The following is a 12,561-nucleotide window of genomic DNA, read 5'->3' as shown; positions in this document are numbered from 1 at the left end:
CGTTCCTATTTTAAATTTTACACATAATTATTTTTAAATAACTGAAAATCAATATCAATAATTTTTTATTAAAAATTTATTCAAAAAAGTTTTTTTTTATTGAAAAAAGGTCTTAAATTTGCACTCGCATTTTAAAACTATCAAATGTTTTAAAATCCTCCTTAGCTCAGTTGGTTAGAGCATCTGACTGTTAATCAGAGGGTCTTAGGTTCGAGTCCTAAAGGAGGAGCAACAAAGGTAACGTAGCAACCATAATAGCTACAACACATAAATTTGTTCTATATGAACATTCCTCCTTAGCTCAGTTGGTTAGAGCATCTGACTGTTAATCAGAGGGTCTTAGGTTCGAGTCCTAAAGGAGGAGCTTTTAAAAAAAGACTTACATTTACTTGTAAGTCTTTTTTATTTTAAAATGCTATGTTATGTCATTTCCAAAAAAACTAACACAAAAATTACTTCATCGGATAGAAAACAATTCTCTAAGAACACTTGGACAAAAAAACACTTTAATTGATTTTTCTTCCAATGATTATTTAGGCTTTGCAAAATCAGAAGCAATTTTTAATAAAACACATCAATTTTTAGTTGATAATAGCATCTTACAAAATGGTGCAACGGGTTCTCGCCTACTTTCAGGAAATCATCATTTATATAATAGTATCGAAAAAGAACTGGCTCAATTTCATAATTCCGAAGAAGCTTTAATTTTTAATTCGGGTTACGATGCTAATATTGGTTTTTTTTCATCGATACCTCAACGAGGCGATATTATTTTATATGATGAATTTATTCACGCTTCTATTCGTGATGGAGTTCAGTTATCGAATGCGCAATCTTTTAAATTTAAACATAATAATTTAGATGATTTAGATAAAAAAATCAGCAAACATCAATCAAAAAATGATACTGAAATTTATGTAGTAACAGAATCTATTTTTTCTATGGATGGTGATGCGCCTGATTTAATAGCAATGTCTAAAATCATCAAAAAAAATAATGCCCATTTTATTGTAGATGAAGCGCATGCTGTGGGAGTTTTCAATAAAGGATTAATACAAGAGTTAAATATCGAAACTGCTATTTTTGCTAGAATTATCACTTTTGGAAAAGCATTAGGATGCCACGGAGCTGTTGTTTTAGGAAGTAAAGAATTGAAACAATATTTAATAAATTTTTCGAGAAGCTTTATTTACACAACAGGATTATCGCCTCATAGTTTGGCAACCATAAAATTTGCATATTCCGAATTAATCAGAAGTAAAGCAACAGAAAATCTTCAGAAAAATATTTTATTTTTCAAACAAGAAATCAACAGATTACAACTTAATTTTATAGCAAGTAATTCAGCAATTCATTGTTGCATTATTTCAGGAAATGAAAACGTAAAAGCAATTTCAAAAAAATTGCAAGAAAAAGGATTTGATGTAAAAGCAATTTTATCGCCCACAGTAAATAAAGGTGAAGAAAGATTACGTTTTTGTTTACACTCTTATAATTCTACACAAGAAATCACCAATATTTTAGAACATCTTGTTACTTTTGTTTAAAAAACAATGCAAGATAATTATAGTATTTTAACCGTTTTTGAAAATTCAACAGAAGCTCATCTTTTAAAATCTAAATTAGATTCAAATAGTATTAGAACCTCATTAATGGATGAAAAAACTATTGATACTGACCCGTGGATGAGTCAAGCAATAGGTGGTGTAAAATTATTAGTTCATAATGATGATTTAAAAAAAGCACTACATATTTATAATGAAATAAGAGTATATGAAAAGGATGAGAATAGTAATCCGGTATATTGTAAAGAATGTAATTCTTCTAGAATATTAGTTGCTCCACCTCAACGAAAAAACTTTTTTTTATGTTATTTCCTTTTTTTGAAAGCAGAAAATTAATTTGTAATGATTGTAAAACAACCTTTTAAATGGCTACATATTTTATTACAGGAATTTCTACAGAAGTAGGAAAAACAGTTGCATCGGCAATATTTACCGAAGCATTAGAAGCTGATTATTGGAAACCTATACAAGCTGGTGAATTAGATGATTCTGATTCTCATAAAATCAAGAAATTTATTTCTAATAAAAAAACGACCATACAAGATAACTCATACGCTTTAAAAACACCAATGAGTCCGCATGCTGCTGCCGAAATAGATAATATTACTATTGATTTAGCTAAAATTATCGAACCAAAAACCGATAACGAAAATTTAGTTATAGAAGGTGCTGGCGGAATATTTGTTCCTTTAAATAATACCGATACTATTTTAGATATTATCAAACCAACTTATAAAGTAATTGTGGTTTCTCGTCATTATTTAGGAAGTATTAATCATACCTTATTAACCGTAAATTTATTGAAAGAAAAAGATTTTGACGTTTCTATTATTTTTTCTGGTGATGAACATAAAACCACCGAACAAATCATCAAAAAAATGACAAACGTTCCTGTAATTGGTAGAATTGATGAAGAACCTTATTTTGATAAAAGTGTAATTAAAGAATATGCCGAACTTTTTAAAAAGAATTTAATCAACCTATAAACGAATGAATTTACAAGAAAGAGATAAAAAACATTTATGGCATCCGTTAAAACAGCATCAAACACACCCTGATAGCTTAGGAATTGTAAAAGCAAAAGGATGTATTTTAACCGATGAAAAAGGCAATGAATATATTGATGCAATTTCATCGTGGTACACTTGTATGTTTGGGCATTGCAACGATTTTATTACGAGTCGTGTTTACAAACAAATGCAAACATTAGATCAAATAATGTTTAGCGATTTTACGCACGAACCTGCCGTAAAATTATCCGAAGAACTGATTAAGATTTTGCCTAAAAATCAAAATAGAATATTCTTTAACGACAACGGTTCAACAGCAGTTGAAGCAGCTATTAAAATGGCGTTGCAATACTATTTTAATAAAGAGGAAAAACGAACAACTTTTATTGCTTTTGAAAACGGATTTCACGGTGATACTTTTGGTGCAATGTCAGTTTCTGGGTTATCGGCTTACAATGGTCCTTTTGAAGATTTTTTAATGGATATTAAACGTATTTCTATTCCTGATGGCACAAATAATGATGAAATTTTATCGCAATTAAAAGAAATAATTTCTAAAAATAATATTGCTGGTTTCATTTATGAACCTTTAGTGCAAGGTGCTGCGGGAATGAAAATTCATGAAGCTTCGGATTTAAATGAAATTTTAAAATTCTGTAAAGAAAATAATATTTTAACTATTGCCGATGAAGTAATGACTGGTTTTGGTAAAACAGGAAACAATTTTGCTTCGGATGAAATTACTACAAAACCCGATATTATCTGTTTAAGTAAAGCTTTAACTGGCGGATTAGTTCCTATGGCAATTACATCTTGTACCGAAGAAATTTACAGTACTTTTTTAAGTAATGATATTTCTAAAGGATTTTTTCATTGTCATACGTATTCTGCAAATCCGATAGCTTGTAGTGCAGCTTTGGCAACTATCGAATTATTACAAACTAAAAAAATTCAAGATAGTATTCAGTTTATTTCAAATTCTCACAAAACGTTTGAAGATAAAATTAAACAACATCCAAAAGTAGCTTCAACACGTTCGAAAGGCGTTATTTTAGCTATCGATTTAAAAACAAATGCCAATCGTTACGGAACTTTACGTGACCAATTATTAAAACACTTTATGAATGATGGTGTGTTTTTACGTCCGTTAGGAAATACTATTTACATTCAGCCACCTTATATAATTACCGAAAAACAACTACAAAAAATATATATAACTATTCAAAAGGTTTTAGATATTTTCTAAAACCTTTGGTTATTTAATAGATTTATTTCATAATACTTGATTTTACCTTTATTTTTGTCAAAATTTTTATGTGTTGAAACAACCTATTTCTATTACCTCTTTTGCTTCAGTTTCTGCCTTAGGTAGTAATGCTAATCAAATTTGGGAGAATTATCTAAACCAAAAACATTTTCTAAGTTTAAAAGAAACTGTTTGGACAGGAAGCTTAACTGATGAAGATAAACAAGCAATTGATATTATCAGAAATTCAGATAATAAATACAAAAGTTTAGATGATTCGGTTTTATATACAATTTATGTTGCTCGAAAAGCAATTGAAAAAACAAACTGGACATCAGAAGATAACTTTGGAATTAATATTGGCTCGTCAAGAGGTGCAACTTCTTTGTTTGAAAAATATCATAAAGAGTTTTTAGAAACAGGAAAATCGGCAACTTTAAGTTCGCCAACCACTACTTTAGGAAATATTTCGTCTTGGATTGCACACGATTTACAATCAAATGGTCCTGAAATTTCGCATTCTATTACTTGTTCTACGGGTTTACATTCGTTATTAAATGGAATTGCTTGGTTACAATCTGGTATGTCAGAAAAATTTATGATTGGTGCTAGTGAAGCTTCTTTAACCGATTTTACTATCGCACAAATGCAAGCTTTAAAAGTCTATTCGAAAGAAACAGATGAATATCCTTGTAAAGCTTTTGATTTAGATAAACAGAAAAACACCATGGTTTTGGGTGAAGCTGCTGCTGTTTTTTGTTTAGAAAAAGGTGTTCAAGAAAATGCAATCGCACTTATTAAAGGCATCGGTTTTGCTACGGAAGTTTTAAAACATAATACATCGGTTACTGCAAATGCCGACTGTTTTCAAAAATCTATGAAAATGGCTTTAGCTGATATTTCTATGGATGATATTGATGCTATTGTAATGCACGCTCCTGGAACTATTAAAGGTGACTTATCTGAAATTAATGCGATTCATGCAGTTTTTGGCGATAAAAAACCTTTTTTAACCACCAATAAATGGAAAGTCGGACATACTTTTGGTACTTCTGGATTACTTAGTTTAGAATTAGCAATACTGATATTACAACATCAGAAAGTTATTGAAGTTCCGTTTGCTGAAAAACAAAATCATCCTAAAAAAATAAAAAATATTTTAGTAAATGCTGTTGGTTTTGGCGGAAATGCTGTTTCTGTATTAATATCAGCACAAAATATTAAAAAATAAACTATAAATTTAATTAAGAAGTTTAGCCCTGATTGAACGGCTTGTTTGAGCTCTTTTTTATTTTTCTTTTTTAAAAAATAAAAAAAGCGAGTAGTGAAAGCAGGAAATAGCTTCTAAAAATAAATAGAAAGACAATTAGTTTTTTTATTTTTGACATTACAAATAACTTGATTTTTATGAGTGAAGTAAGACATAATTGGACGAAAGAAGAAGTTCTTGAAATATATAATAAACCTTTAATGGAGCTTTTATATGAAGCTGCAACGATTCATAGAAAAAGTCACTGACCCTAATGTAGTACAGGTTTCTACATTGTTATCTATAAAAACTGGTGGCTGTTCGGAAGATTGTGGATACTGTCCGCAAGCGGCACGTTATCATACGAATGTTGATGGAAATGATTTAATGTCAGTACGTCAAGTAAAAGCACAAGCTTTAAGAGCTAAATCGAGCGGAAGTTCTCGTGTTTGTATGGGTGCTGCTTGGAGAAACGTAAAAGATGGTCCTGAATTTGACCAAGTTTTAGACATGGTTAGAACCATAAATAAATTGGATATGGAGGTTTGCTGTACTTTAGGTATGGTTACTGAAAATCAAGCACAACGTTTAGCCGAAGCTGGTTTATATGCATATAATCATAATTTAGATTCTTCGGAAGAATATTATAAAGAAGTAATTTCTACTCGAGGATATCAAGATAGATTAGATACGATTAGCAACGTACGTAAAACAAATGTAACTGTTTGTTCGGGTGGAATTATTGGAATGGGTGAAAATGCAGAAGATAGAGCAGGAATGTTAGTGGCTTTATCTACTTTAAGTCCTCAACCAGAATCTACACCAATTAACGCTTTAGTTGCTGTTGAAGGAACTCCTTTAGAAGACCAAAAACCTGTTGAAATTTGGGATATGATACGTATGGTAGCTACGACTCGTATTGTTTTACCTGAAACTCAGGTTCGTTTATCTGCAGGAAGAACGCAAATGAGTAGAGAAGGACAAGCAATGTGTTTCTTTGCTGGTGCAAATTCTATTTTTGCTGGTGATAAATTATTAACAACACCAAATCCTGATGTTGATGAAGACATGAAAATGTTTAAAATGTTAGGTTTAAATCCTCAGAAGCCTTTTACAAAAAAGGTACAACCACAAACTGTAGAAGCAAAAGATTCTGCTTTTGAAAACTTAGGTGAAAAACCTAAATGGACAAGACCTGAACATAAAATTGAACGTAACGAAGAAAAAAAGCAAGAAGCTTTAGAATTACGTAAACAATAATAAATATACTTTTTGAAGTAAAAAAGCATCGTTTATATAAACGATGCTTTTTTTATTACTAATCTAATAAATCTTTAATATATTTTTTAGCTTTTGCAGTAGCTTCTTTAAATTCTTCTTGAGCATCTTCTGCAAAATCGGCAAGCTCTTCACTTGCTTTAGTTGCAAATTCTGATGCTTTTTCAGATACTTCTTCTAAAGCTTCTTTGGCATCATCAGCAAATTCAGTGGCTTTATTTTTGATATCTTGAACTGTTTCATCTGATAAAACTTCACCTACTTTTGCTTTTACATCTTCCATTGCATCAGCAACGTGTTCACTTGCTTTTCCAGCAAATTCTGATGCTTTTTCTTTTAGATTTTCTTTTGAAATATTATTATTTTCTTCCATTTTATTTTTATTTAGCTTGTTTATCTATCAAAAATTAATCTTTTATAAATATATTAAAAAAGATTTAACTTTAATAATTATTAATAGCATCTAACAAAAAATAGTCTTTATTTTATCAACAATAGTTTGCGCTAATTTTTGTTTACTTTCTACCGTCCAACCTGCAACATGAGGAGATAATAAAACATTATCTGCCTTTATTAAATATTGAAAAGCTTCGGGCATATCTTGATTTACAAATAAGTTTTCAAAAGATTTTTTCTCATATTCCAACACATCTAAACCTGCTCCTAAAATTTTTGATGATTTTAAGGCTGTCACTAAATCCGAAGTAACTACTGATTTTCCTCTTGCCGTATTAATTAACCAAAATGGCTTAGAAAAAGCATTGATAAAATTGGCATCAATCATATTTTTAGTTAATGCTGTTTGAGGGGTATGTAAGCTTAAAACATCAGCTTTTTGTTGTAATTCTTCTAAAGAAACTTGTGTACAGTTTTCATCGCCAACATTAGGTTTAATATCATAACAAAGTACTTTTACATCAAAACCTCTTAATTTTTTTGCAAATGATTTCCCCATATTTCCGTAACCAATTAAACCAACAGTTCTTCCATCTAGTTCAATTCCTCTGTTATCTTCTCGTAACCATTTACCATTTCTAACTTCATTATCTGCTTTTCTAAATTTATTAAAAAGTGATAATATCATTCCTAAAGCGTGTTCACCAACCGCATTTCTATTTCCTTCAGGAGCTGAAATTAAATGAATTCCTTTTTGATTCGCATATTCACAATCTATATTTTCAAGTCCTGCTCCTACTCTTCCGATAAATTTTAAATTCGTTGCTTTGTCTAAAAACTGTTTATCAATAGTAAATCTACTTCGGATAATAATTCCATCATATTGATTAATTTTAGCTTCTATTATTTCTTTTGATGCTGTATAATCTTCTTCATTAACAAAACCTAAATCGTTTAATTGATTTAAAAGTAATTCGTGATTTGAATCTAAGTGCAGTATTTTCACGCTGTTTTAAATAAAAAAAGCCTTCTAAAAAGAAGGCTTATGTAATTAATATTGTTCCTTTTCGTTTGGAAAGTCTTTTGATTTTACATCAGCAATGTAATTTTCAAAAGCTCCTGTCATTTCTGTATATAAATCTAAATACCTACGTAAAAAACGAGGATTAAATTCATGAGTCATTCCAATCATATCATGAGTTACTAAAACCTGCCCATCTACACCGCCACCTGCTCCAATTCCGATGACAGGTATAGTTAAACTTTCGGCTACTTTTGTTGCTAAAGCTGCGGGAACTTTTTCTAATACCAAAGCAAAACAGCCCAATTCTTGTAATAATTTAGCATCTTGTAATAACTTTTCAGCTTCTTCTTCTTCTTTAGCTCTAACCGTATAAGTTCCAAATTTATAGATAGATTGTGGCGTTAATCCTAAATGCCCCATTACAGGAATCCCTGCGGTTAATATTCTAGATATTGACTCAGCTATTTCACTTCCTCCCTCTAATTTTACAGCATGTCCTCCAGATTCTTTCATTATTCTAATTGCTGAATCTAAAGCATTTTTAGAATTTCCTTGATAAGTACCAAAAGGTAAATCAACTACCACTAGACAACGTTCAATAGCACGTATTACAGAACTTGCATGATAAATCATTTGGTCAAGTGTAATTGGCAAAGTAGTTTCACTGACCCGCCATTACATTTGATGCAGAATCTCCCACTAAAATTACATCAATTCCTGCTCCATCTACAATTTTTGCCATCGTATAATCATAAGCAGTAAGCATAGAGATTTTCTCTCCATTTGCCTTCATATCTACTAATGATTTTGTTGTTACTCTTTTATATTGTTTTTTGGCTACTGACATTTTTTAAATTTTCTAGACTGTAAAAATACGCAATTATTTTATTGAATAATCTGTTAAATAAAAATTACAATTCAGTTATTATTATCTTTATTTAACTATTTTTTTTATTCTTAAATTCATTCAATATATTTAAATTTTATATAAATAAAAAAAAACTTACATTTGATCTAATGAACCAGACTAAAAAATTGAACACTTTAGACCCCAATAAATGGGTAGATGATTATGCTGATTATTTATTTAATTATGCCTCTGTACGTGTAAGTGATAGTAATATAGCTAAAGACTTAGTTCAAGAAACATTTTTTGCAGGTCTTAAATCTGCCAAAAACTTTCAAGGAAAATCAACTGAAAGAACTTGGTTAATTTCAATATTAAAACGAAAAATAATTGATTATTATAGAAAAATAAACTCTAATAAAGGAAAGGCTGAAATTAGAATGAGTTTTTATGATAATGGAGAACAAGAAGGAAATTGGATTGAAGAACGAATTCCACAATCTTGGGGTAATGAAGTAGAAAAAAATATTGAAAACGAAGAATTAAAAACTCAATTAGAGCAATGTATCAGTAAACTTCCTGAAAAATATGCTATGGTTTTTAAAATGAAAACTATTCAAGAGTTTGAAACTGAAGAAATTTGTAAGGAATTAGATATTACTCCGTCAAATCTATGGGTAATTATCCACAGAGCTAGAACTCAATTAAGAGCTTGTGTAGAAAAAAATTGGTTTAATAAGTAAAATATAATGTTTAAAAAAACTAAAATAACATGTGAACAAGCTACTAATATATGTGATAAAGCACAATATAATGAAGCTTCTTTTTATGAAAAAATACAACTAAACTTACATTTATTAAATTGTAAATTTTGTTCTTTATATTCAAAACAAAACCGTAAAATGTCAGCTATTTTTAAAATGAAAGCTAGTAATTGTAAAAATGAAATTAAATGTTTATCAAAAGAAGATAAAGATAAAATAAAAGAACAACTACATCAACTACATTAATTTTATTTTATAACATAATAGGAATTGGTTTTTTTATACCTTTGATGTAAAATTATAACCATGCACTTTCTTCCAGAAAAAATTGACACTTATGTTGTTAATCACTCACAAAAAGAACCTAAAATATTACAGGAATTAACCAAAGAAACTTGGCAAAAAGTATTAAATCCTAGAATGTTAAGCGGCGCTTTTCAAGGTAGAGTTTTATCTATGATTTCTAAATTAATTCAACCTAAATCAATTTTAGAAATTGGTACTTATACAGGATATTCTGCACTTTCTTTGGCAGAAGGATTAAGTAATGATGGAATACTTTATACTATTGATAAAAATGAAGAGTTAGAAGGACTTCAATCTAAATATTTTGAAAAATCAGTTTACAAAAATCAAATTAAACAATATGTAGGTAATGCTATTGATATTATTCCTACAATGGAAACTAAATTTGATTTAGTTTTTATTGATGCTGATAAATCTAATTACTTAAACTATTTCGATTTAATTATTGATAAAATGAATTCTGGTGGAATTATTTTATCTGACAATGTACTTTGGAGTGGTAAAGTTGTAGAGGAACTTAATCCAAAAGATATTGATACAAAAATTCTTTTAGAGTATAATAAAAAATTAAATGAAGATTCTCGTGTAGAAACAGTTTTACTACCAATCCGTGATGGATTAACTATCAGTCGTGTAAAGTAATTTTAAAACTGACGTTTTATAGGACCTGTTAAGTCATCAATATTGTCTTTAACTTTTGTTACTTCTTTATTGATGTCTTCTACAATATCGGTATTTATACCACTATCTTTTGTACTATTATTAATTTCTTTTTTAATATCATTGGTTGCATCTTTAACCTGACGGATACCTTTTCCTAAGCCTCGGGCTATTTCAGGAATTTTATCTGCACCAAAAAACATTACAACTATTAAGACGATTACAAAAATCTCTGGACCTCCTATAAATAAAAACGTTACATTCATCATTACAAAGATACTTAAAATAAAAATAAAACTATTTTATAAAATAAAAAAAAGCCAAACATTACGTTTGGCTTTTTAATTTTATGACTTTATAAGTAATTAATCTGCTAGAATAATTGCCTTATTATCTTTCATTTCTAAAGTTCCTGATTTAATAGTTAAGGTTAAAACCTTATTATCTTCTGGTAAACTTACAATACTTTCATGTAAATCATCAAAAATTAAATGATCTTGTGTATGTACTTGTATTTTTATAGTTCCTTTTGTTAAAATAGACACAACAGCTGCGTGATTAGTTAACATTTGAAATTCACCATTAACACCTGGTACAGTAACAGAATCTACTTTTGACGAAAACAAGATCGCTTCTGGAGTTACAATTTCTAAAAACATAATTTCAATAGAATTAATTATTATTAATTGTTAATTGAATTATGCTTCAGTTAACATTTTTTCACCAGCATCAATTGCTTCTTGAATTGATCCTTTTAAGTTAAATGCAGCTTCAGGATACTTATCTAATTCACCATCCATAATCATATTAAACCCTTTAATAGTATCTTTAATATCTACTAAACATCCTTTTAAACCAGTAAACTGCTCTGCTACGTGGAATGGTTGAGATAAGAAACGTTGTACACGACGTGCTCTGTGAACTACTAATTTATCTTCTTCAGATAATTCTTCCATACCTAAAATTGCAATAATATCTTGCAATTCTTTATAACGTTGTAAAATCTCTTTTACTTTTGTTGCTGTATCATAGTGCTCAGCTCCTAAAACTTCAGCAGATAAAATTCTTGAAGTAGAATCTAAAGGATCTACTGCAGGATAAATACCTAATTCTGCAATTTTACGAGATAATACCGTAGTAGCATCTAAGTGAGCAAATGTTGTTGCTGGTGCTGGATCTGTTAAATCATCTGCAGGTACATAAACTGCTTGTACAGATGTAATAGAACCTTTTTTAGTAGAAGTAATACGTTCCTGCATTGCTCCCATTTCTGTAGCTAATGTTGGTTGGTATCCTACTGCAGATGGCATACGACCTAATAAAGCCGATACCTCAGAACCCGCTTGTGTAAAACGGAAGATATTATCAACAAAGAAAAGTACATCTTTTCCCTGTGCTTCTCCTGCTCCATCACGGAAATATTCAGCAATTGTTAAACCAGATAAAGCAACACGTGCACGTGCTCCAGGTGGTTCGTTCATTTGTCCGAATACGAAAGTAGCTTTAGACCCTCTCATTCCTTTTTTATCTACTTTAGATAAATCCCATCCTCCTTCTTCCATAGAATGCATGAAATCATCACCATATTTGATAATTCCAGATTCTAACATCTCTCTTAATAAATCGTTTCCTTCACGAGTTCTTTCACCTACACCTGCGAATACAGATAAACCTCCATGTCCTTTTGCGATGTTGTTAATTAACTCTTGAATTAATACAGTTTTACCTACTCCTGCACCACCAAATAATCCAATTTTACCTCCTTTTGCATACGGCTCAATTAAATCAATTACTTTAATACCAGTAAATAAAACTTCAGTAGATACTGATAAGTCTTCAAATTTTGGAGCTTGACGGTGGATAGATAAACCTGCATCTCCTGTTTTAGGTAAATCACCTAAACCATCAATAGCTTCACCTGTAACGTTAAACAAACGTCCATAAATATCGTTACCTATTGGCATTTGAATAGGATTACCTGTAGCGATTACTTCTGTACCTCTACTTAAACCATCTGTCGCATCCATCGAAATAGTACGAACTGTATCTTCACCTATATGTTGTTGAACCTCTAATACTAAAATTGAACCATCAGCTTTTTTAATTTCTAATGAATCGTAAATTTTTGGTAATTCAGCATTTTCTGTATTAAACTCAACATCGATAACTGGACCAATAATTTGAGAAACTTTACCTGTTATTGTAGACATTACTAT

13 protein-coding genes, 2 tRNA genes and 2 pseudogenes are annotated in these 12,561 nt (G+C 29.9%); 11 read left to right on the top strand and 6 right to left on the bottom strand.

What is annotated here, in order from left to right; translation table 11 throughout:
* Positions 1 to 155: 155 nt before the first annotated feature.
* From PG913_RS01255 to bioB, 8 genes and pseudogenes are all read left to right on the top strand, one after another.
* Positions 156 to 229: transfer RNA gene (locus PG913_RS01255), tRNA-Asn, on the top strand.
* 61 nt (positions 230 to 290) lie between these two features.
* Positions 291 to 364, top strand: a tRNA-Asn gene (locus tag PG913_RS01250).
* A 58-nt stretch (positions 365 to 422) separates the two neighbouring features.
* Entirely contained in the window at positions 423 to 1,547 is a 1,125-nt protein-coding gene (locus tag PG913_RS01245) for an aminotransferase class I/II-fold pyridoxal phosphate-dependent enzyme (protein ID WP_271231266.1), read from the top strand.
* Positions 1,548 to 1,553: 6 nt separating this feature from the next.
* Positions 1,554 to 1,901, top strand: a complete 348-nt coding sequence (locus tag PG913_RS01240) for a putative signal transducing protein (protein WP_271231265.1) — start codon at positions 1,554 to 1,556, stop codon at positions 1,899 to 1,901.
* A gap of 29 nt (positions 1,902 to 1,930) precedes the next feature.
* Positions 1,931 to 2,551 carry a dethiobiotin synthase gene (gene bioD / locus PG913_RS01235; RefSeq protein WP_271231264.1) on the top strand — a complete coding sequence of 207 codons (621 nt, stop codon included), beginning with the start codon at positions 1,931 to 1,933 and terminating at the stop codon, positions 2,549 to 2,551.
* Between the two features lie 4 nt (positions 2,552 to 2,555).
* Positions 2,556 to 3,821, top strand: a complete 1,266-nt coding sequence (gene bioA / locus PG913_RS01230; protein ID WP_271231263.1) for an adenosylmethionine--8-amino-7-oxononanoate transaminase — start codon at positions 2,556 to 2,558, stop codon at positions 3,819 to 3,821.
* Between the two features lie 73 nt (positions 3,822 to 3,894).
* A complete protein-coding gene (locus tag PG913_RS01225; RefSeq protein ID WP_271231262.1) occupies positions 3,895 to 5,052 on the top strand; it encodes a beta-ketoacyl synthase N-terminal-like domain-containing protein in 1,158 nt (385 codons plus the stop codon).
* A gap of 176 nt (positions 5,053 to 5,228) precedes the next feature.
* Positions 5,229 to 6,330: pseudogene (gene bioB, locus PG913_RS01220) on the top strand (biotin synthase BioB).
* Between the two features lie 58 nt (positions 6,331 to 6,388).
* On the opposite strand, the gene PG913_RS01215 reads toward bioB, so the two are convergent.
* From PG913_RS01215 to panB, 3 genes and pseudogenes are all read right to left on the bottom strand, one after another.
* Positions 6,389 to 6,721: a hypothetical protein gene (locus PG913_RS01215; protein ID WP_271231261.1), complete on the bottom strand. Its 333-nt coding sequence runs from the start codon at positions 6,719 to 6,721 to the stop codon at positions 6,389 to 6,391.
* 90 nt (positions 6,722 to 6,811) lie between these two features.
* Positions 6,812 to 7,750 carry a 2-hydroxyacid dehydrogenase gene (locus PG913_RS01210; protein ID WP_271231260.1) on the bottom strand — a complete coding sequence of 313 codons (939 nt, stop codon included), beginning with the start codon at positions 7,748 to 7,750 and terminating at the stop codon, positions 6,812 to 6,814.
* A gap of 45 nt (positions 7,751 to 7,795) precedes the next feature.
* Positions 7,796 to 8,615 (bottom strand): annotated as a pseudogene (gene panB / locus PG913_RS01205) (3-methyl-2-oxobutanoate hydroxymethyltransferase).
* 170 nt (positions 8,616 to 8,785) lie between these two features.
* Between panB and PG913_RS01200 the strand changes: the two are divergent.
* Genes PG913_RS01200 through PG913_RS01190 form a run of 3 tightly spaced genes read left to right on the top strand, consistent with a single transcriptional unit; the run spans position 8,786 to position 10,327 of the window.
* Positions 8,786 to 9,358 carry a sigma-70 family RNA polymerase sigma factor gene (locus PG913_RS01200; protein ID WP_271231259.1) on the top strand — a complete coding sequence of 191 codons (573 nt, stop codon included), beginning with the start codon at positions 8,786 to 8,788 and terminating at the stop codon, positions 9,356 to 9,358.
* Between the two features lie 6 nt (positions 9,359 to 9,364).
* Positions 9,365 to 9,625, top strand: coding sequence for a hypothetical protein (locus PG913_RS01195; protein ID WP_271231258.1), 261 nt, complete (start codon positions 9,365 to 9,367; stop codon positions 9,623 to 9,625).
* Positions 9,626 to 9,685: 60 nt separating this feature from the next.
* Positions 9,686 to 10,327 (top strand): O-methyltransferase, encoded by a 642-nt coding sequence (locus PG913_RS01190; RefSeq protein WP_271231257.1) that lies wholly within the window; start codon positions 9,686 to 9,688, stop codon positions 10,325 to 10,327.
* A 2-nt stretch (positions 10,328 to 10,329) separates the two neighbouring features.
* Here the strand turns inward: PG913_RS01190 and PG913_RS01185 are convergent, their stop codons facing one another.
* The 3 genes from PG913_RS01185 to atpD all read right to left on the bottom strand — a co-directional run bounded on the left by PG913_RS01185 (position 10,330) and on the right by atpD (position 12,555).
* Positions 10,330 to 10,614 (bottom strand): Sec-independent protein translocase subunit TatA/TatB, encoded by a 285-nt coding sequence (locus PG913_RS01185; protein WP_408648494.1) that lies wholly within the window; start codon positions 10,612 to 10,614, stop codon positions 10,330 to 10,332.
* A 96-nt stretch (positions 10,615 to 10,710) separates the two neighbouring features.
* Positions 10,711 to 11,004 (bottom strand): FoF1 ATP synthase subunit delta/epsilon, encoded by a 294-nt coding sequence (locus tag PG913_RS01180; RefSeq protein WP_271231256.1) that lies wholly within the window; start codon positions 11,002 to 11,004, stop codon positions 10,711 to 10,713.
* A gap of 39 nt (positions 11,005 to 11,043) precedes the next feature.
* The gene (gene atpD, locus PG913_RS01175; protein WP_271231255.1) at positions 11,044 to 12,555 is read right to left on the bottom strand and encodes a F0F1 ATP synthase subunit beta; all 1,512 of its coding nucleotides are present in this window, start codon (positions 12,553 to 12,555) and stop codon (positions 11,044 to 11,046) included.
* Between the last annotated feature and the right edge of the window lie 6 nt (positions 12,556 to 12,561).

The organism is Tenacibaculum pacificus (assembly GCF_027941775.1).
GTDB lineage: Bacteria > Bacteroidota > Bacteroidia > Flavobacteriales > Flavobacteriaceae > Polaribacter > Polaribacter pacificus_A.
Note: the sequence above shows the minus strand (reverse complement) of the source record. Positions and strands in the feature narration are given on the sequence as shown.